The sequence below is a fragment of the Streptomyces sp. NPDC048664 genome, assembly GCF_040650555.1.
In the GTDB taxonomy this organism is placed as follows: domain Bacteria; phylum Actinomycetota; class Actinomycetes; order Streptomycetales; family Streptomycetaceae; genus Streptomyces.
The window spans coordinates 1-19921 of sequence record NZ_JBEZHK010000046.1; the positions used below are offsets into that span (position 1 = coordinate 1).

General features: G+C 72.4%; 16 protein-coding genes and 1 pseudogene. 6 read left to right on the forward strand and 11 right to left on the reverse strand.

Translation table 11 applies throughout. From position 1 onward, the window contains the following. Positions 1-287: 287 nt before the first annotated feature. On the reverse strand, positions 288-1805 hold the full coding sequence (locus AB0C59_RS32835; protein ID WP_363011157.1) for a CehA/McbA family metallohydrolase: 1518 nt from the start codon (positions 1803-1805) through the stop codon (positions 288-290). Between the two features lie 192 nt (positions 1806-1997). On the opposite strand from AB0C59_RS32835, the gene AB0C59_RS32840 reads away from it, so the two are divergent. Beyond that, positions 1998-4586, forward strand: coding sequence for a bifunctional FO biosynthesis protein CofGH (locus AB0C59_RS32840; protein ID WP_363011159.1), 2589 nt, complete (start codon positions 1998-2000; stop codon positions 4584-4586). Positions 4587-4729: 143 nt separating this feature from the next. After that, positions 4730-5890: an ADP-ribosylglycohydrolase family protein gene (locus tag AB0C59_RS32845; RefSeq protein WP_363011161.1), complete on the forward strand. Its 1161-nt coding sequence runs from the start codon at positions 4730-4732 to the stop codon at positions 5888-5890. Between the two features lie 4 nt (positions 5891-5894). Here the strand turns inward: AB0C59_RS32845 and AB0C59_RS32850 are convergent, their stop codons facing one another. Then, positions 5895-6680: an SDR family oxidoreductase gene (locus tag AB0C59_RS32850; protein ID WP_363011163.1), complete on the reverse strand. Its 786-nt coding sequence runs from the start codon at positions 6678-6680 to the stop codon at positions 5895-5897. 96 nt (positions 6681-6776) lie between these two features. Between AB0C59_RS32850 and AB0C59_RS32855 the strand changes: the two genes are divergently transcribed. Then, on the forward strand, positions 6777-7616 hold the full coding sequence (locus tag AB0C59_RS32855; RefSeq protein WP_363011165.1) for a hypothetical protein: 840 nt from the start codon (positions 6777-6779) through the stop codon (positions 7614-7616). Positions 7617-7710: 94 nt separating this feature from the next. Here the strand turns inward: AB0C59_RS32855 and AB0C59_RS32860 are convergent, their stop codons facing one another. The 3 genes from AB0C59_RS32860 to AB0C59_RS32870 form a co-directional block, all read right to left on the reverse strand. After that, entirely contained in the window at positions 7711-7899 is a 189-nt protein-coding gene (locus tag AB0C59_RS32860; protein ID WP_363011167.1) for a DUF397 domain-containing protein, read from the reverse strand. Between the two features lie 176 nt (positions 7900-8075). Beyond that, positions 8076-8933 carry a helix-turn-helix transcriptional regulator gene (locus AB0C59_RS32865; protein WP_363011169.1) on the reverse strand — a complete coding sequence of 286 codons (858 nt, stop codon included), beginning with the start codon at positions 8931-8933 and terminating at the stop codon, positions 8076-8078. A gap of 418 nt (positions 8934-9351) precedes the next feature. After that, positions 9352-10104 carry a GPP34 family phosphoprotein gene (locus tag AB0C59_RS32870; RefSeq protein WP_363011171.1) on the reverse strand — a complete coding sequence of 251 codons (753 nt, stop codon included), beginning with the start codon at positions 10102-10104 and terminating at the stop codon, positions 9352-9354. A gap of 226 nt (positions 10105-10330) precedes the next feature. Between AB0C59_RS32870 and AB0C59_RS32875 the strand changes: the two genes are divergently transcribed. Next, positions 10331-12787: a D-alanyl-D-alanine carboxypeptidase gene (locus AB0C59_RS32875; RefSeq protein ID WP_363011172.1), complete on the forward strand. Its 2457-nt coding sequence runs from the start codon at positions 10331-10333 to the stop codon at positions 12785-12787. Between the two features lie 181 nt (positions 12788-12968). After that, entirely contained in the window at positions 12969-14975 is a 2007-nt protein-coding gene (locus tag AB0C59_RS32880; RefSeq protein WP_363011174.1) for an MFS transporter, read from the forward strand. Positions 14976-15086: 111 nt separating this feature from the next. On the opposite strand, the gene AB0C59_RS32885 is transcribed toward AB0C59_RS32880, so the two are convergent. The 4 genes from AB0C59_RS32885 to AB0C59_RS32900 all read right to left on the reverse strand — a co-directional run bounded on the left by AB0C59_RS32885 (position 15087) and on the right by AB0C59_RS32900 (position 18492). Further along, on the reverse strand, positions 15087-15983 hold the full coding sequence (locus tag AB0C59_RS32885) for a MerR family transcriptional regulator (RefSeq protein WP_363011176.1): 897 nt from the start codon (positions 15981-15983) through the stop codon (positions 15087-15089). A 78-nt stretch (positions 15984-16061) separates the two neighbouring features. Then, positions 16062-16571, reverse strand: a complete 510-nt coding sequence (locus AB0C59_RS32890; protein ID WP_363011178.1) for a glutathione peroxidase — start codon at positions 16569-16571, stop codon at positions 16062-16064. Positions 16572-16670: 99 nt separating this feature from the next. Then, positions 16671-17408 carry an SDR family oxidoreductase gene (locus AB0C59_RS32895; RefSeq protein ID WP_363011241.1) on the reverse strand — a complete coding sequence of 246 codons (738 nt, stop codon included), beginning with the start codon at positions 17406-17408 and terminating at the stop codon, positions 16671-16673. Positions 17409-17544: 136 nt separating this feature from the next. After that, on the reverse strand, positions 17545-18492 hold the full coding sequence (locus tag AB0C59_RS32900) for a slipin family protein (RefSeq protein ID WP_363011180.1): 948 nt from the start codon (positions 18490-18492) through the stop codon (positions 17545-17547). A gap of 402 nt (positions 18493-18894) precedes the next feature. Between AB0C59_RS32900 and AB0C59_RS32905 the strand changes: the two are divergent. After that, positions 18895-19122: pseudogene (locus tag AB0C59_RS32905) on the forward strand (chaplin); the annotation flags it as partial. Between the two features lie 242 nt (positions 19123-19364). On the opposite strand, the gene AB0C59_RS32910 reads toward AB0C59_RS32905, so the two are convergent. After that, positions 19365-19610: a hypothetical protein gene (locus AB0C59_RS32910; RefSeq protein WP_363011182.1), complete on the reverse strand. Its 246-nt coding sequence runs from the start codon at positions 19608-19610 to the stop codon at positions 19365-19367. Further along, positions 19607-19894 (reverse strand): hypothetical protein, encoded by a 288-nt coding sequence (locus AB0C59_RS32915; protein ID WP_363011184.1) that lies wholly within the window; start codon positions 19892-19894, stop codon positions 19607-19609. The genes AB0C59_RS32910 and AB0C59_RS32915 overlap by 4 nt, the downstream gene beginning before the upstream one ends. Positions 19895-19921: the final 27 nt, after the last annotated feature.

The window sequence follows — 19921 nt, forward strand, 5'->3', positions numbered from 1 at the left end:
CCCCGGCAGGCCATGGTCTCCGTCATCGCGTCCACGGTCGCGCTCTCGGACCGCAGATCACGGTCGAAGGACACCCACCCGGTGATCCCGCACATGTGTAACCTCCCGCGTCGGCCTGCGGTTTCTCGACCGCTGCAGCACAGGGATACCCGAGATGGCCCGCCGGCTGTCCGCCCCGCCGGCTTTCGCCTCCTTTCGGGCGAGGGGCCGAGCGAATGGGGTAACTCAACGCGCGCCGGGGCCCGGGCCCGGCTCGGCACCGCCCCCGGTCCTGAGGGGCGCGGTCGTCAGCGGCCCAGGAAGATCGGGTTCGTGAAGGCCGCCAGGGAGCCCGGTACCGGGCCCGCCGCCGTCTCGTGCCGCAGCTCCGCGCGCACGTACGCCGCGTACGACGGTGTCGTGTGCCACCGCGCCGTGCCCGCGCCCGCCACCGGCAGGGGGTCGCTCGTGAACAGGACCCCCTGGTCGGTCACGAGGCGGATCGTGCAGCGCGGCGCGCCCTCGGCCGTCACCGTGACCGTGACCGGGTCCTCGCGGTCCACCCGCAACCGTTCGCCGATGCCCGCGTGTTCGCCGCGCCCGCCCACCGCCTCGAACGTCAGCGTGACGTTCTTCGACTCGGCCACGTACGACCGGCCCGCGCGCAGGCCCTCCTGGACGGCCTCGCGGCTCAGGTCGTCGGCGAGGACCACCGTCTGCGGCGAGCCGATCGCGTCGGGCGGCCGGTGCGCGTCGCTGTTGCCCATCGCGGGCAGCCACCGGCCGTGGCCCGCGCGGACCGCCGCCACCAGCGTGTTGTCCCACTCGGCCAGCGTCACCTCGTCGTCCGGGGTGTACGGGCCGTTCCACACCTCGACCGCGTCCGCGTCCGCGAACCCGAACTTCCAGCCGCAGCCCACGCAGGTGGCGTGCGGGTGGGCGGGGACGACCAGACCGCCCGCACGATGGATCTGGCGGGCGAACCGGGCCCAGCGGTTGTCGCGCGCCCGGTAGCGCCAGTCGACGAACGTGCCGGGCTCGGTGCCGAGCGCCAGGACGTGGCCGTTGCGGGTCGTCACCTCCTCGCCCAGCATGATCAGCAGGTCGTCGCCCGCCACGTCCGCCCAGTGCGCGTGCGAGGAGTGCGTGTTGTGCTCCGAGGTGTTGATGAAGTCGAGCCCGGCGGCCCGGGCCAGCTCCGCGATCTGAGCCGGAGTACGGCCGCCGTCCGAGTACCAGGAGTGGAGGTGGCAGTCGCCCCGGTACCAGGCGCGGCCCCGGCCCCTGGCCCGGGACGGCGGGTACACGGGCGTGGGCGTGGTGCCCGGCGTGCCGTACGTGAGCGTGATCGTGACCTCGTACGCCAGTCCCCGCGGCGCCACCGTGTACGGGCCCAGCGCGACATGCCAGGTGCCGGGGCGGACGGGGCCCGGGAGGTAGCCGGGGGTGGCGTCGTCCGCGCGCAGGAAGAACTCGGTGCGGGCGCCGCCGGACCAGCCGCGGAAGCCCGCCCCGCCCACCTCGGTGCCGCGTTCGTCGAAGACACCGATGTCCAGGGCGTTGCCCGGGGTGCCGGCGGGCACGGACGGCCTGTCGTAGGAGTAGGCCACCCTGATCTCGCGGACGCCCGAGGGCACCTCGAAGGGCAGGTACACGAAGTCGGGGCAGCCGGCGGGCAGCGTGCCGCGCACCGTCCGGGTCTCCTGGTGGCCGGCCGCCTCGGCGGCGAAGCCCTGGGGGAAGCTCACGGTCCCCAACGTAAGCGCGGCGGCGGCGCCGGTCACGAACAAGGCGCGCCGAGCCACGCCGTGGTCGTCCTCGCACATGATGCTGCTCCCCACGTGTCGCGGTGTTCCGGATGGCGGGTGTGGTGCGGGTGCGGCACGCGACAGTGTGGCGTCCCGGCGTGAACTCCCGGGCACGAACAGCCGATCGGCAGCCGCGGGGCGGCGTAACTCCCGGGGCCCCGTGGCCGGCCGCGCCCGGTCCGCGCGCTCGCGCGAACGTATGCTCGGAGAATGACGACTTCCGCGACCTCCGGAACCGGCCGCCCCACCGAGAACTCCCTGCGTCGCGCCCTCAAACGCGCCCGCGACGGTGTCGCGCTCGACGTCGCCGAGGCCGCCGTCCTGCTCCAGGCCCGGGGTGCGGACCTGGACGACCTGGCCGCGTCGGCGGCCCGGGTGCGGGACGCGGGACTTGAGGCGGCCGGGCGGCCCGGGGTCATCACGTACTCGAAGAGCGTCTTCATCCCGCTGACCCGGCTGTGCCGGGACACGTGCCACTACTGCACCTTCGTCACCGTGCCCGGCAAGCTGCGCAGGGCCGGGCACGGGATGTTCATGTCCCCGGACGAGGTCCTGGACATCGCCCGCAAGGGCGCGGCGCTCGGCTGCAAGGAAGCGCTCATCACCCTGGGCGACAAGCCCGAGGACCGCTGGCCCGAGGCACGCGAGTGGCTGGACGCGCACGGCTACGACGACACGATCGCCTATGTGCGGGCCATCTCCGTCCGCGTGCTGGAGGAGACGGGCCTGCTGCCGCACCTCAACCCCGGCGTGCTGTCCTGGACGGACTTCCAGCGGCTCAAGCCGGTCGCGCCCTCGATGGGCATGATGCTGGAGACGACGGCGACCCGGCTGTGGTCCGAGCCGGGCGGCCCCCACCACGGCTCCCCGGACAAGGAACCCGCCGTACGGCTGCGGGTGCTGGAGGACGCGGGCCGGTCGTCGGTGCCGTTCACGTCGGGCATCCTGATCGGGATCGGGGAGACGTACGAGGAGCGCGCCGAGTCGCTGTTCGCGCTGCGCAAGGTCTCCCGCGCCCACCACGGCGTCCAGGAGCTGATCATCCAGAACTTCCGCGCCAAGCCGGACACGGCGATGCGCGGCATGCCGGACGCCGAACTGGACGAGCTGGTGGCGGCGGTGGCCGTGGCCCGGCACGTCATGGGACCCGCCGCCTGCCTCCAGGCCCCGCCGAACCTGGTGGACGACGCGTACGAGCGGCTCATCGGCGCGGGCATCGACGACTGGGGCGGCGTCTCCCCGCTGACCATCGACCACGTCAACCCCGAACGCCCCTGGCCCGGTATCGAACGGCTGGAGCGGCACTCCCGGGCGGCCGGCTTCGAACTGCGTGAACGCCTCTGCGTCTACCCGGAGTTCGTGCGGCGCGGCGAGCCCTGGCTGGACCCGAGGCTGCTGCCGCACGTGCGGGCCCTCGCGGACCCCGAGACGGGGCTCGCCCGCCCGGACGCGGTGGTCCAGGGGCGGCCGTGGCAGGAGCCGGAGGAGGTGTTCACCGACCGGGGCCGCACCGACCTGCACCGCACCATCGACACCGAGGGCCGTACCCACGACCGCCGCGACGACTTCGACGAGGTCTACGGCGACTGGGAGGAACTGCGGGAGGCGGCCGTACCCGGCATGGTGCCGCAGCGGATCGACACCGACGTCCGCGCGGCCCTGCGGACGGCGGCCGACGACCCGACACGGCTCACGGACGACGAGGCCCTGGCCCTGCTGCACGCGGACGGGCCCGCGCTCGACGCGCTGTGCCGTGTCGCCGACGACGTGCGCCGCTCGGCGGTCGGCGACGACGTCACCTACATCGTCACGCGGAACATCAACTTCACCAACGTCTGCTACACGGGCTGCCGGTTCTGCGCCTTCGCCCAGCGCCGCACCGACGCGGACGCCTACACCCTGTCCCTGTCCCAGGTCGCCGACCGCGCCCAGCAGGCGTGGGACGTGGGCGCGGTGGAGGTGTGCATGCAGGGCGGCATCCACCCGGACCTGCCGGGGACGGCGTACTTCGACATCGCTCGCGCGGTCAAGGAGCGCGTCCCCGGCATGCATGTGCACGCCTTCTCGCCGATGGAGGTGGTCAACGGCGCCAGCCGCACCGGCCTGTCGATCAGGGAGTGGCTGACGGCCGCCAAGGAGGCCGGGCTGGACTCGATGCCCGGCACCGCGGCGGAGATCCTGGACGACGAGGTCCGCTGGGTGCTCACCAAGGGCAAGCTGCCCGCGGCCACCTGGATCGAGGTGATCACCACCGCGCACGAGCTGGGCATCCGCTCCTCGTCGACCATGATGTACGGCCATGTCGACCAGCCCCGGCACTGGCTGGGCCATCTGCGCACCCTCGCCGGCATCCAGGAGCGGACCGGCGGCTTCACCGAGTTCGTGACGCTCCCGTTCATCCACACCAACGCCCCCGTCTACCTCGCCGGCATCGCCCGCCCGGGTCCGACCCTGCGCGACAACCGGGCGGTGACGGCGATGGCCCGGCTGCTGCTGCACCCGCACATCCCCCACATCCAGACGAGCTGGGTCAAGCTCGGCAACGAGGGCGCGGCCCAGATGCTCCGCTCCGGCGCGAACGACCTGGGCGGCACCCTGATGGAGGAGACCATCTCCCGAATGGCGGGTTCCTCCTACGGCTCGTACAAGTCGGTCAGGGACCTGGTGGCGGTCGCGGAGGCGGCGGGCCGCCCGGCGAGGCCGCGTACGACGCTGTACGGCGAGGTGCCCGAGGAACGGCGGCGGGCGGCGTCGTCGTCGGACGGGCACCTGCCGGAGCTGCTGCCGGTGCTGGACTGACACCGGAGCCGCCGTCGGCGCGTCTGTGGGCCCCGGTCCCCGTAGGGGCTGGTCCGTGTGGGGCCGGCCCGAGAGGCGGCCCCGCCATGTTCGATTACAGTGCTGGACTGTCGGACGTGCGTACGTGCCAGGAGGAGGCCTCGGTGGGCGCGACAGCCGGTGCCGTCTGGGGCCGTGCCGAGCAGCAGGACTTCCGCAGCCGGGTGCGCGGGACGCTGCTCGGGGCGGCGCTCGGCGACGCCCTCGGCGCCCCGGTGGACGGCCTCTCGCTGGAGCGGATCAGGCAGGAGCACGGCCCCGAGGGGCTCGTCGGCTTCGCGCCCGCCCCCGCCGAGCACCCCGCGCCGCTCGCCTCACCCGAGCCGCCCGCCCCCGGACGGCGCGGCACCGTCAGCCATCTGACCCAGCTCACGCTGTTCTCCGTGGACGGGATCATCCGCGCCCAGGTCCGCCGGGACACCGGCGCCTGGCATCCGCCGACCGATCTGCACCGGGCGTATCTGCGCTGGGCGGTGACCCAGCGGGACTGGGGCCCCGACGAGCGCCGCGCGGACGACGGCTGGCTGGCCCGGGAGGAGTGGCTGTACGCCCGCCGCGCCCCGTCCCGCGCCTGTCTGCTCGGCCTCGGCGACGAGATCATGGGCACGCTGGAGGCGCCCAAGAACCCCGGCGAACAGGGGCCCGAGGCGGCGGCGCGGTCCGCCCCGTTCGGGCTGCTGGTCGGTTGGGAGCCGCAGCTGGTGTTCCAGCTCGCCGTCGAGTGCGCCGCGCAGACGCACGGCCACCCCACGGCGTTCCTGGCGGCGGGCGCGTACGCCGTGATCGTGCACGCGCTGGCCCGCGGGGAGAGCCTGGACGCCGCCGTGCAGCGGGCCCTGGGCCTGCTCGCCCCGCGCCCCGGGCAGCAGCCGGTCTCCGACGCCCTGCAGCACGCGCTGGGCGCGGTACGGCAGGGGATGCCCTCGCCCGCGCGGATCGAGGAGCTGGCCGGGGCCGGCGGCGCGGACGGGGTCCTGGCCGTGGCCGTGTACTGCGCGCTGGTGGGGGAGGACACGCGGCACGGCCTGTGCCTGGCGGTGAACCACGGCGGCCCCTCGGGCGCCACGGGCGCGCTGACCGGTGGCCTGCTCGGCGCCCTGCACGGGGAGACGGCCCTGCCGCCGGCCTGGCTCGCCGAACTGGAGGGCCGCCCCACGATGCTGGCCCTGGCGGACGACTTCGCCATGGAGATGACCCAGGGAGCGGCCCTCCACGGCCCCACCGGCTCCTCGGACACCTGGCTGACCCGCTACCCCCGAACCTGACCGGTCAGCGCATCAGTTCGCCCGCGTTCACCAGGAGTGACTGGCCCGTGATCGATCGGGCGCGGTCGGAGGCCAGGAAGGTCACCGCGTCCGCCACGTCGCCGTCCGTGGCCAGTTCGGGCAGGGCCATCCGGTCCGTCAGGCGCTGCCTCACCTCCGCCTGGGGCACCCCCTCGGTGTGCGCCGTGAAGCGGACGTACGCCTCGACGGGCGGGCCCCACATCCAGCCGGGCAGCACCGTGTTGACCCGGATCCGGTGCGGCCCCAGCTCCCGGGCCAGCGAGTACATCGCGCTGGTGAGCGCGCCCTTCGAGGCCGCGTAGGCGGCCTGCCGCACCTGCGAGGGGGCGGCCACGGACGACTGGGTGCCCACGATCACGACCGAGCCGCCGTCCGACTTGAGCCCCGGCAGACAGGCACGGGTCATCCGCAGGGTGCCCAGCAGGTTCACGTCGATCACCGACTGCCAGGTGGCGAAGTCCGCGTCCTCGAGGCCGCCGAAGTAGCCGTCCCAGGCGGCGACATGGACCACGGCGTCGATCCGGCCGAAGCGCTCCCGCGCCAGCGCGGCGAGCGCCTCGCACTGCGCCTCGTCGGTGATGTCCGTCGCCCGGTACGCGGTGCGCCCGCCGCCCGGGTCGAGCGCGGCTGCGGACCGGGCGAGGTTCGCCTCCGTGCGCGCGCCGAGGACGGCGTTGCCCCCGTCCCGTACGACCGCCGCGGCGACCTGGTGGCCGAGTCCGGCCCCGACTCCCGAGACGACGACGGTCTTGCCCGCGAGCAGTGACATGGCGGTGGCCCCTCGGGTCTCGACTCTGGCGCTTTGTCTGACGAACCGTCAGAGTATGGGCGTCCGGGGATGGAAGGAAGAGGAAGGGAAGACCGCATGGGTGAGGACACGCGCAGCGACACGTACGCGGAACTGGCCGCCGTGGGGCCCTACGGAGTCCACCCCGGCCACGCCCTGATCACCCTGGTGGAGCCGCACGCGGGACACGAGCACGCGTACAACCGCTGGTACGAGGACGACCACTACTACGCCGGCGCCATGGCCATGCCGTGGATGTTCGCGGGCCGCCGCTGGGTCGCCACCCGCGAGCTCCAGCTCCTGCGCCGCCCCGAGAAGTCGGCGGTCGCGCAGCCGGTGACCACCGGGTGCTACCTGTCGACGTACTGGATCACGGACGGCCGCTACGACGACCACATGCGCTGGACGGTCGGCATCAACCGGCGCCTGGGCCGCGACGGCCGCGTCTACCAGGACCGCACCCATGTGTTCACCGCGTTCCAGGACCACGAGGCGACGGTGTACCGGGACGGCGCGGCGGGCCCCCGCGACGTCCACGCGCTGGACCACCCCTACGCGGGCCTGGTCCTGGAGGTCGTCGACGCGGACGGTCCGGACCGGCGCGCGGACCTGCTGGAGTGGCTGCGCGCCCGCCACCTGCCGCGCCGGCTCGCGGGTTCCCCCGCGGCGATGGTCACGCTGTTCAGCCCCACCCCGCTGCCGGGCGACCGGATGACGTACGTGAAACAGGTGGAGGGGGTGGGCACCAGGCTGACCCTGCTGTGGTTCCTCCAGGAGGACCCCCGCGCGTGCTGGGAGCGGCACTTCGGGGATCTCGAGGAGACGGTGGCTGAGAGCGGACTGGGCCGGGTGGAACTCCTCGCGCCGTTCATCCCCACCGTGCCGGGAACGGACCGCTATGCGGACGAACTCCGCTGACGGGGAAGGGCGAAAGAGTCAGCCCCCTCGGCCGGGACGGCGGTCCTGTCGAGAGGGCTTTCGCTGATCCTGCGCGGGGGTGTCCCGCGCGGGACTACTTGACCGACGCGACGAAGCTGTTCCAGGCGTCGGCGGGGAAGGCCAGGACGGGCCCGTCGGAAACTTTGGAGTCACGTACGGCGAGCGCCGCCGTGGTGGGCGACTTGACCTCGACGCACGCGCCGTTGCCCGCCGAGTACGACGACTTGACCCACGTGTCCGTGGACCCCTGCAGTACTGCCATGTTCACTCCAGTAGCGTTGCGATCCGAGCCACCTTGTTTCTGTGATGGCGTGATCGACGCTACTCGCCGCCTTCCCCGACCGGAGAAACCGTTCACTCGACCGAATGGCATATTCTGATTGGGCTTTCGCCTGAAGGTCCCGCTGGTGTACCGTCCGTCGATTTCGTCCGGTCGGTTCAGCGGGCGTATTCCTTCGCCACGTCCGAGATGAACTGGCGGGACTGCTCGACGCTGAGCGCCTGCGCCCTCAAGTGCTCGTACATCACCGCGTACTTCTGCACGTCCGGCGCCTTCTCCAGATACAGGTCGCTGGTGACGCCCTCCAGGTACACCACGCTGGAGTCGGCGGTGTCGGTGAACTCCAGGATCGAGTACTGGCCGTTGAGGCCTGGATGCGCCCCGGCGTCGAAGGGCAGGACCTGCACGGTGACGTGCGGCAGTTGCGACATCTCCGCGAGATGCTCCAACTGCTCCCGCATCACCAGGTTGTTGCCCACGACGCGGCGCAGCGCGGCCTCGTCCAGCACCACCCACAGGCGCAGCGGGTTGGCCGCCGCGGTGACCCGCTCCTGGCGCCGCATCCGGACCTCGATGCGCCGGTCGATCTCGGACATCGAACTCTCGGGCAGCGCGCCCTGGATGAGGGCCTCGGCGTAGGCGCGGGTCTGCAGCAGGCCCGTGATGATCTGGGGCTCGTACACGCGCAGCGACTCCGCGTCGGTCTCCAGACCGATGTAGACGCTGTAGGGGATGTCGCCGAACGCGTGCCACCAGCCCTGCTGGCGGGAGTCCCGCGCCATCTCCATCAGGGAGTCGACGACCCGCTGGTCCTCGACCTCGTACACGCCGCACAGGTCGCGGACGTCGCGCGGGCTGATGCTGCGGCGTCCGTTCTCCAGACGGCTGATCTTCGACTGCGAGACGAGCAGGCGCTCGGCGACCTCTTCGGCTGTCATGCCCTTGAGTTCACGGAGCCGCCGCAGTTCCTGGCCGAGCCGGCGACGCCGGACGGTGGGATTGACATTGGACGCCACGGGACGTGCACCTCCGGCTGCGTACCTACTTTGTGTATCTGCTGCTGAGCAGATTGCCACCAAGGTGCTTCTTACCGCTGGGAAACAACGGATATGCCACGACCGCGCCCCCGTTGGGTGGTCCCTGGCGCGGAGTTGGCCGATCGGCATATGACATCGCGGTGTTCGGGAACGCGCGAAGGACCGCGCGGGGCGGCGGAACCGTGTCGTCGTCTCGGACGTACGGTCCTGCCGCCCCGCGCGGTCTCACGGCTTCCGAACGCGTGCGGGCACGTGCCGTCGGTCGCCCGCCGGGTGCGCCGAGCCGTGGGGCTCCGGCTCGGCGGGTTCAGCGGGCCGGTGGACCAGTGGCCCCTTGGATCCGGGACCCCTTGGATCCGGGGGTCGTTGGGTCCGGGGCCCGGCGGGTCCGGGTGGATCAGTGGGCCACGACGCGTGCCATGGGCCCGCGGCGCGGTTGCATCGGAACGCCGCGAGCGGGTTCCGGGGTCGACCTGGCGGCCGTGGCCGGGCGGCCGGGCTGCGGCGGGCTGCGACGCGGCTGTGCCGCCGCACCGCTCTGGACGTCCATGACGGCGTGCGCCACGAGACCGCCCATGGGGTCGTGCCGGATCAGGTCCCGCAGCCGGGAGCGGGACGAACGCCCCTCGTTGCCCGGATACAGGTGCTTGCCGAGGCCGACCGCGTGGGCCAGCGCGGCCAGCGCCGCGGTCCGCGGGTCCGGCGGAACGCCGGTGCGGATCGCGGAATCCAGCCGGGACCTGATCTCCCGGCTGATGGCGGTGTCCGTTGCCTGGTACCGAGTTGTCGGCAGCACCCCGCACATCTGGCCCGGCACGGCCTGCACCATGCCGCACCGTTCGAGGTGCGAGAGATAGGTCTGGCGGAGCCCGAGACGCGGCCCGCCGATCCAGTGGACGGCCCGGACCGGAGCGCCGCGCCTGCGCAGCAACTCCAACGCGGTGTCCAGAGTCGGATCTCCTGTCGGCCGTGGTGCCACCACGGCGATACGATCCCCGTCAGGGGCTATCCGTCCGGCCAGCGCCAGCTCCACTAGCTGTGCTCCGGCCAGACCAAGGTCGAGCGACTGCGGCTGCGCAGTGGTACCCGTGGCCGGGTCCAGTGCGAGCAGCAGAAGCTCCTCCGGAATTGTTCTGCGGCTCCTGCCCATCCATGCCTCCCCGCGTGGATGAATGACAGGGTGACCCCTCTCACATTGGTCTGTCGAGGGTGCGAGACCGGAATGTAGTGGAACCGGCAGGTATGTCGTTCTCGTCTAGCGCAAGGGTCAATCCCTCACACAGGACACTGGTACATGGTTCGGACAACGCTGTCCGGGCGGCGGTTCATGGTTCGGCAAGGGCGCTACTGGGTGCGTGGCGCAGGAGGAGGCATCGGTGGCGGGCGAGTCCCCCGACAAGTCGAAGCGGCGCGGATCGTCGGAGGAACCGACGCCGGGGAGTGACGCCGCGGTTCCCGGGCCGGCCAAGGCCGGGTCGGACCCCCGGCTCGTGATGGCCGGCGAGAAGGTGTACGTCGATCAGGCGACGGCGGTGTTCTCCACCCGGGGGCTGCGCGGTGGCACCGGCGTGGCCGTGGACGAGGGCGACGGTACGGCGTCCGCCGACACCGAGGCCGACACCGACGTCGAGTCCGGCGCCGCGGGGCGTGAGAGTGCCGGCGAGGCCGACTCCGACGGTGTGACGGGGGCCGCGGACGGGAAGGACGAGGCCGAGGACACGGCCGACGGCGCCCCCGAGCCCAAGCACGACCCGAAGGCCGACGCCGAGCCGGAATCCGCAGACGCAGACGCAGACGCAGACGCAGACGCAGGCGCAGGCGCAGACGCCGAGACTGAGACGAAGACCGAGGCCGAGGCCGCGCCCGGGGCCAAGGAGGCTCCTGAGGCGGAGACCGACGCCGAGGGCGGTGACGAGGCGGACGAGGCGTCCGCGCCCGAGACCGAGGCCGAGCAGGACGACGAGGAGGCCGAGTCCGCCGTCGACCAGCCCACCGCCGTCTTCACGACGCGACGCCCCGCCGTCGACCAGCCCACGACCATGCTCAAGCTGGGCGGCGCGAAGCCGTCGAAGCCGGCGGCGTCGGACGACACGGCGAAGGACACGGCGGACGCCACCGACGAGGCCGAGACCGGCGCCGAGCCGTCGGACGAGCCCGCCGACAAGCCCGCCGTGGACCAGCCCACGACCATGCTCAAGCTGGGTGGCGGCAAGTCCGCCCCCGCCTGGGCGGCGAAGTCGCCCGCCTCGGCCGACGCCAAGAAGGCCGACGCCAAGGACGACGAGGCCAAGAAGGACGACGCCAAGGGCGCGGACGCCGAGCCGGCCGCCCCCGCGCAGTCGGACGAGTCCGGGGTCGAGCGCACCAGCAAGTTCGTGGCCCTGAAGCCGCTCGACGGGCCGAAGTCCCCGAAGGCGAAGCCGGAGTGGCCCGCGGCCGACAAGGCGAGGACCGGGCCGAAGCCCCAGCCGAAGGCCGAGTCCGCCCCGGCCCCCGCCGAGGCGACCACCGCCCTGCCCCAGGTCGGCCCCGAGCGCACCGCCCAGCAGCCTCTGCCGCCGAAGCCGCCGCTCGACCTGCTCGCCGAGCTGACGAACACGCCGCCGCCCCCGGAGACCCCGGTCCGCACCGCCGTGCGCCGGGTCAAGATCTGGACCCCGCTGGTCGTGCTGCTGGCGATCGTCTTCGCGGTCGTACAGAACGTGCGCCCCCTGCCCGCGCCCACCCTCGCGCTGACCGCCCAGGAGTCGTACCAGTTCGACGGCGGCCAGCTGAAGCTGCCGTGGCCCTCCGAGGGGCAGGGCTGGATGGACGGCGACGGCATCGGCGTGATGGACCAGTTCGGTCAGCAGAAGGCGGTGCCCATCGGCTCGGTGGCCAAGACGATGACCGCGTACATCGTCCTCAAGGACCACCCGCTCAAGCCGGGCGAGGAGGGGCCGAAGATCACCATCGACCCCACCGCCGAGAAGGAGGGCGGCTACAGCTCCGCCGGCGAGTCCACCGTCAGCGTCAAGGCGGGCGAGAAGCTCTCCCTGAAGCAGGCCCTGTCGGCCGTCATGATCCCGTCCGCGAACAACATCGCGAGGCTCCTGGCCCGCTGGGACGCGGGCTCCGAGGCGGCGTTCGTCAAGAAGATGAACGCCACCGCCAAGGGCCTGGGGATGACCGACACGACGTACACCGACCCCTCCGGCCTGAAGGAGACCACCATCTCCTCGGCCCGGGACCAGGTGAAGCTCGGTCACGAGGTCGTGCAGAACGCGGCCCTCGTCGCGATCACCAGCGCGGCGAGCTGGGACAGCCCCTCCGGCAAGAACTACCCGAACGTCAACACGCTGCCCTACGAGATCGGCGCGATCGGCATCAAGACCGGCTCCACGACCGCGGCCGGCGGCAACCTGCTGTTCGCCGCCCGCAAGAAGGTCGGCAGCGAGACGGTCGTCGTCGTCGGCGCGATCCTCGGCCAGCACACGCCCAGCGTCATCGAGACGGTCAACAGGGTCAGCAAGACCGCGCTGCTCGCCGCGAAGGGCGCGCTGACCTCGAAGAAGATCATGAACAAGGGCGACGTCGTCGGGTATGTGGACGACGGCCTCGGCGGGCACACACCGGTCGTGGTGACCGAGGACGTCAGCGCCGTCGGCTGGGCCGGTCTGAAGGTGAAGCTGTCGCTCGCGGCGGCGGACGTGCCGCACACCGCGAAGGCCGGCACCAAGGTCGGCGCGCTCACCGTCGGTGACGGCCGCGACGGCGCGGTGCGCGTGCCGGTGGCCCTGCAGAAGGACCTGGCCGAGCCCGGCTTCGGCAGCAAGGTGACCCGTATCGGCTGATCAGGGCACGCTACGTCACCGCACCCCGCCCGCCGGACCCTCACCCGGGAGCCCGGCGGGCGGGGTGCGTGCTAGCGTCGCGAGACCGGACCGGGCCGCGAGCCTCGCGCGGCGCGCGAACGGGAGCAGGGAACCCGACGCGGTGAGAAGAACAGGAACAGGACGCGGGGAGTGCCTTGAGGTGGCCACAGCGGAGCCGAAACACGCCGAAGACGCCGAGTCGGGCCGTGGACCGGGCGTGACGGGCGTGACACCGGACCGGCGAATACCGCCTCACGCCCCCGGCCCCGACCTCGACGCCGAGCCGACCCCCGACTCCGACCTCGACGCCGTGCCGACGTCCGACGCCGAGTCCACCGTGACGTCCGAGTCCACCGTGACGCCGGAGCCCACCGCGTCCGCCGCGGCCGTCGAGCCCGCCACCGCCCCGGCGGCCCCCTCCCGCACGCGCGCGCTGCTCACCCGACTGAACTCCTCCGCCGCCGGGGACTGGGCCCGCAGGCACCCCGTCCTGGCGGTCACGGCCTTCGCCGGAGTGCTCCACCTCGTCTGGTTCTTCACCTTCGCCAACAGCGGCGGCGACCTCGCCGCGCAGGACGCGTGGGCCGAGTTCGTGGGCCGGCACCCCGACTCCGCGTACAACCTCGCCTGGTACGGCGGGATGCACCCCGTGTCGTACAGCGTCGTGTCCCCGTATCTGATGTCGGTCCTCGGCGTCCGGACCACGATGATGATCGCGGGCACGCTCTCGGCCGGGCTGCTCATGCTGATCCTCATCCGCAGCCGGGCCGTCCGCGAACCGCTGTGGCCGGTCATGTCCGGCGTGTTCGCGCTGCTGTGCAACGCCATCTCGGGGCGCGTGACCTTCGGCCTGGGCACGATGTTCGCGCTGGGCGCGACGGCCTGCGTCTTCTGCTGGCCCTACCGCTGGCGCTACAAACGCTGGGCGAAGGCCCTGTGCGCCGCGCCGCTCGCCGCGCTGGCCACCATGTCGTCCCCCGTCGCGGGCCTGTTCATCGGCCTGGTCGCGGTCGCCCTGTTCCTGCAGAAGCGCCGCCCGGGCGCCTGGGCCCTCGGCCTGGCGCCGACCGCGGTGGTCGGCCTGTCGGCGCTGCTGTTCCCCTTCTCCGGCACGCAGCCGATGACCTTCTGGTCGGCGATCCTGCCCTTCGTCTTCGCGGTCATGGTCTGCGTCCTGGTGCCCGCCGAGTGGAAGACGGTACGGATCACGGCGGGGGTGTACGCGCTGTCCGTGCTCCTCGTCTGGCTGATCAGTTCCCAGATCGGCTCGAACATCACCCGGCTCGTGATGCTCTTCGCGGGGGTGGCGCTGATCGCGGCGCTGCCGTTCGCGGTGCCGCGCAGCCGCAAGTGGTACGCCCTCGTCATCGCGTTCACCGGCTTCACCGTGTGGCTCGGCGCCAAGACGGTCGACGACATCCTGCACTCGACCCCCGCCGCCTCCTGGGCGCGCGAGCTCGCCCCGCTGGTCAACCAGCTCCAGGTGGTGGGCGCGGAGAAGGGCCGCGTGGAGGTGGTCCCGGCCCGCTCGCACCGCGAGGCGTCCGCGCTCGCCCCGTACGTCAACCTGGCCCGCGGCTGGAACCGGCAGGCCGACATGGAACGCAACCCGCTGTTCTACGACGACACGCTCAACTCGGCGAACTACCACGTGTGGCTCCAGCGCTGGGCGGTGCACTACGTGGTGCTGCCGAAGGGCGAGCCGGACGGCGACGGCGGCAAGCGGGAGCGGGAGCTCGTGCTGCGGGGCATGCCGTATCTGAAGGAGATCTGGGCCGACGACAACTGGCAGCTGTTCGCGGTGACCGACGCCACCCCGCTGGCCGACCCCCCGGCGACCGTCGACCGCGCCGAGCAGGGCGAACTGACGATCGAGGTGAACCGGCCGGGCCGGGTGCTCATCCGCGTCCCGTACTCGCCGTGGCTCGGCCTGGTCGACGCGCAGGGCAAGAGCGTCGAGCCGCCGCAGGAGACGAAGGCCTCCAAGCACCGCGCGCCCGGCGCACCGAAGGCGTACGACAACCCCGGCGGCTGCCTCCTGGACACCCCCGAGGACACCTCGGGCGACCGGTGGACGGAGCTCGTGGCCCCGCGGTCGGGCACCTACCGCCTGGCGGCCCTGTACCGGCTGCCGCGGGGCACGCCCTGCCCGCAGGAACTGCGCTGATCCGAGCGCACGGCCGCTCGCACGCCCGTCCGCGTGCCCGCGCCGCCGTCCGACGACGGCCCGGGCGCGCCTGACGTCCACCGGCCCGTCACGGGGACGGCACGGGGCCCGTCACGGAGACGTCACGGGGAAGGCCACGTCGCACACCGGGTCCCCGGGCCCCGACGCGTCCCAGTCCGCGAAGTAGACCTCCCGGCAGGGGCCCGCGACCGTGAGTCCCTGCCCGGCGATCCACGCCTCGACAGCCTCGAACGCCGCGAGGATCTGCGGATGCGCCACCTGCGCCTTGGTGATACGGGTGAAGGCGAGCCGCCCGGCGGGCTCCACCCGCACCTGGACCTCCCGCGCCCGGCCGCACGCCGCCGCCCATTCCTCGGCCGCCGCCCGGTCGGCGACCGGCACACACGCCTCCGCGGGCCCGTCGCTGTCCTGGGACACCGCCGCGTGGTACACGACGAACGGCGAACCGTTCGTTCCGCCGCACTCCCTCGCGGCCGCCTCCAGCCGCCCCAGCGAGCCGCCGATCCAGGCCGGCAGCTCATCGCTGAGCACATGCCGCTTCTCGGTGACCAGCACCTGCTCCGGCACGTCCACCGTCTCCACCACGAACTTTCCGTACATCTGGGAGCTCCTCCCCGACAGTCGTCCACGGAGGTAGGCGGCGAGCGTCCGCTGCGCGCTGACACGCCCCTCGACCTCGGCCCAGTAGCGGGCGAGCAGCTCGGCCGCGTGGCCGCCGTCCGACTCGCGGGCGGCGAGCACCTCGGCGATCCGCCCGAGCGGCATGTCGAGGCGGCGCAGCAGTTCCACCGTGCGGGCGCGCTCGATCTGGTCCGCCCGGTAGTAGCGGTAGCCGCTGGCCGCGTCGACGTGCGCGGGCGCGAGCAGCCCGAGCCGGTCGTAGAGCCGCAGCGCCTTCGCCGTCAGCCGTGAGCGGGCCGCGAACACGCCGATGGTCAGCAGGTCGTCGTCCACGAGGTCGTCGTCCACCAGGTCGTCCTCCGTCACCGGGCGCGTCCGGCCCGGTGCGGAAGACGCTCCTGTCTGCCCCAGGGGCAAGGTCAATCCGCCGGCGGTCCGGAACCGTCAGGCCAGGGCCTTCTCCACCGCGGCCAGGACCTCGGCCGACTCCGGCTCCGTCTGCGGGGAGAAGCGGGCGGCGATGCGGCCGTCCTTGCCGATCAGGAACTTCTCGAAGTTCCAGCGGATGTCCCCGGTGTGCCCCTCGCCGTCCGCGAAGTCGACCAGCCGCTCGTAGAGCACGTGCCGCCCCTCCCCGTTGACCTCGACCTTCTCGGTCATCGGGAAGGTCACGCCGTAGGTCGCCGAGCAGAACTCCGCGATCTCCTCGGAGCTCCCGGGCTCCTGCCCGAGGAACTGGTTGCAGGGCACCCCGAGCACGGTGAAGCCCTGCGGCGCGAACCGCTCCTGGAGCCGCTCGAGTCCCGCGTACTGGGGGGTCAGCCCGCACTTGGACGCCACGTTCACCACGAGGACGGCCTTCCCCGCGTACTGGGTCAGATCGGCGGAGCCGCCCTGGAGCGAGCCGATCGCCACGTCGAGCACGGAGTCGCCGGTGTTTTCCGTAAGTGTCATGGGGCGATGCTAAGCCGGGCCCGACACGCGCGAAGACCTGCCACCCCTGCCGCTCCTCGCACCTCGTCCGCCCCGTCCCCCGGTCCCGACGCCCGCCCGTCAGACGAGGCCGCCCGCCGCCCGCAGGTTCTGGCCGGTGATCCACCGGCCGTCCTGGCCGACGAGGAACGCGACGACGTCGGCGACGTCGGCGGGCTGCCCGAGCCGCCCGAGGGGCGTCAGACCGGCCACCGCCTCAAGGGCCTCAGAGGAGTTGACCGAGCGCAGCTGCTCGGTGTCCGTCGCGCCGGGCGAGACGGTGTTGACGGTGATGCCGCGCGGCCCGAGCTCCCGCGCGGCGATCACGGTCAGCTGTTCGACCGCGCCCTTGCTGGCGGCGTAGGCGCCGATGCCCGCGGTGGGCCGCACGGTGTTCAGCGTGGAGATGTTCACGATCCGGCCGCCGTCCCGCATCCACCGGGCCGCGTAGCGGACGGTCAGGAAGACCGAGCGGGCGTTGACTGTCATCACCTGGTCGAACAGGTCGGTCCCGGTCTCGGCGAGCGGGGCCGGATCGTGGGGAAGCGCGGCGTTGTTCACCAGGATGTCCAGGCCGCCGAGGCGGGCCCGCGCGACCTCCATCACCTGTTCCGGCTCGGCCGGGTCCAGGAACTCGGCGCGCAGGGCGTGCGCTTCACCGCCGTCCGCCCGTACGGCGCGGACGACGTCCATCGCGGCTCCCTCGTTGGCGGCGTAGGTGAAGACCACCTGTGCCCCGTCGCGGCACAGACGCTCCACGATCGCCCGCCCGATGCCACGGGACCCGCCCGTCACGACGGCGGTCCTGCCCTCCGACACGCTCACGGTTCCTCCCACCGGCCAGGACCGCGGACGACGGCCTCGTGAACCCCACCGTAGGGTCGCGCTCCCGCCGCCGGACCGCTTTCGCCCAGCTCGATCACGCGCGGCCGCCCGGGGCGTCCGGGCGGCGCCCCTACGCCCGCTCCGCCTCGGTCTCCGCCTCGGCCCGCACCTGCTCCGTGTCCGGCGACGGACGGCGGGCCGGCGCGGCCGTGGACGCCGGTGCGGCCGTGGGCGCGGGCGCGGGCGCGGGCTCGGGCTCGGGGGCGGGGGCGGGAGCCGGGACCTCGCCGAGCCGGAGGCCCTCGCTCTCGTGCCCCAGCTTCGCTGCCGCCCGGTCGAAGTAGCGCAGCAGCTCGACCGGGAAGGGCATCACGAGCGTCGAGTTCTTCTCGGCCGCGACCTCCACGACGGTCTGGAGAAGCCTCAGCTGCATGGCCTCCGGGGTGTCCGACATGATCCGGGACGCGTTGGCGAGCTGCTGGGCCGCCTGGAACTCGCCGTCCGCGGTGATCACACGGGCCCGCCGCTCACGCTCGGCCTCCGCCTGGCGGGACATGGACCGCTTGAGGGACTCGGGAAGCTGTACGTCCTTGATCTCGACCCGGTCGATGTGGACGCCCCACCCCGCGGCCGGGCTGTCGATCATCAGCGCGAGCCCCTCGTGCAGCCGTTCACGGTCGGAGAGCAGATCGTCGAGGTCGCTCTTGCCGATGATCGAACGCAGCGAGGACTGGGCGACCTGCCCGACCGCGAAGACGTAGTCCTGGACCTCGATGGTGGCCCGGACGGGGTCCACCACACGGAAGTAGACGACGGCGTCGACCTTCACCGAGACGTTGTCCTTGGTGATGCCCTCCTGCGTCGGCACCGGCATGGTCACCACCTGCACGTTCACCTTCCGCATCCGGTCGGCGAACGGGATCAGGAACGTGATGCCGGGATGCCGCTGGTCCGGCAGCGCCTTGCCCAGGCGGAACACCACCCCGCGCTCCACCTGGTTGACCACGCGCATCCCGGCGCGCAGCACCAGCAGAAACAGCACAACCACCAGAACGACCGCAACGACGGTGCCTTCCATGGCACTTCACTTCCCTCACTGGGGTGTCGAAGAGTGACACCCCAGTGGACACCGGAGAGTGAACCCCCGGATGCGCACAGAGCGTCAGGATTTCGTCAAGACAGGGCCGGGTGTGCGGACACGTGTGCCGCACGCGTGCACCAAGCCGCCGCACAGCCAAGCCGCGAACCTTCCGAGAACTTCCCGAGCGGAATCGCAAAGGATTTACACAGAAAGCGGCCTCAAAGGGCTCTCGTGGAAGGTTCCTTGTCGGCCATCCGGGCGTATATGTCGGAAACTGCCCCGTTTAGAGTGGCCTCAGGGGCGTTGTGGTCGTTTCCATGCTGTTGCGTTGGGATCGAGGGTGCTGAAGAGCACTCAGTCTTTGCGGCACGTCGACAGGACGGCAGGGAAAGGATTCACATGAACCTCAAGAAGACGGCGGCTCTGGCCGCGGGTGTGTTCGTCGCTCTCGGAGCGGCTGCTCCGGCCATGGCGGACTCGGGTGCCTCGGGCACCGCGACCGGCTCGCCGGGTGTGCTGAGCGGCAACGTCATCCAGGTGCCGATCGATGTCCCGGTGAACGTGTGCGGCAACACCGTGAACGTGATCGGTCTGCTGAACCCGGCCTCCGGCAACAGCTGCTCCAACGGTGGCGTCATGCCGGGCGGTACCGCGGTGACCACGCTGCCCGCCGAGGAGGAGGACCCCGTGGTCCTTCCGGACACGGGCACCACGGCCGTCGACGACAGCCTCGCGGACTGCTTCTGCCACGAGCTGGCCGGGCAGTAAGGTCCGTCGGCCATCGGGCTCCGCCAGGGCACGAACGACTGCGAGGGTGACCGCCGTTCCGCGAGGGACGGCGGTCACTCCCGCGTCGGGCCCCGAGCCGATCAGCCGAGGTAGCTGAGCTGAAGCACCGTCAGCGTCCCGGTGAACCGCCCGATCAGGACCACGGCGATGGCGTGCTCCGTGACCAGTGTCCGGACGACGCCGTCATCCTCGCCGTAGGGTTCGCCCGCGCCGGTCGGATCCTCGCAGGCCGCCGCGAGCGCGAGCGACAGCGACCCGCTCGAAGCCGTCGGCATGGCGTCGTGCACGGCCTCGGTCCCGGGGCCGTACCTGAGCCGGAAGCTCACCGGGAGACACCTCTGGCGCGGGCCCGGGCGGCCTCGGCCCGCACCCGGTCGGTCACGTCGATCCACTCACCGGGGATCTCGCCCGTCTCGGCCTCGACCCGGGCGAGGCTGCGCCCCCACTCGCCCGCGGCCCTCAGATCGGCGGCGATGCGCTGCCACTTGGCGAACACGGTCACGATCTCGTGCACGGGAACACGGTTGATCTCGCCGAGGAACCGCTGCTCGGCCGCGGAACTCCCGAGCGCCTCACAGATCGTCTCGATGGTCCAGCTCCGCCCACTCATCGCCTGACCCTCCCGCACCGCCAGCGA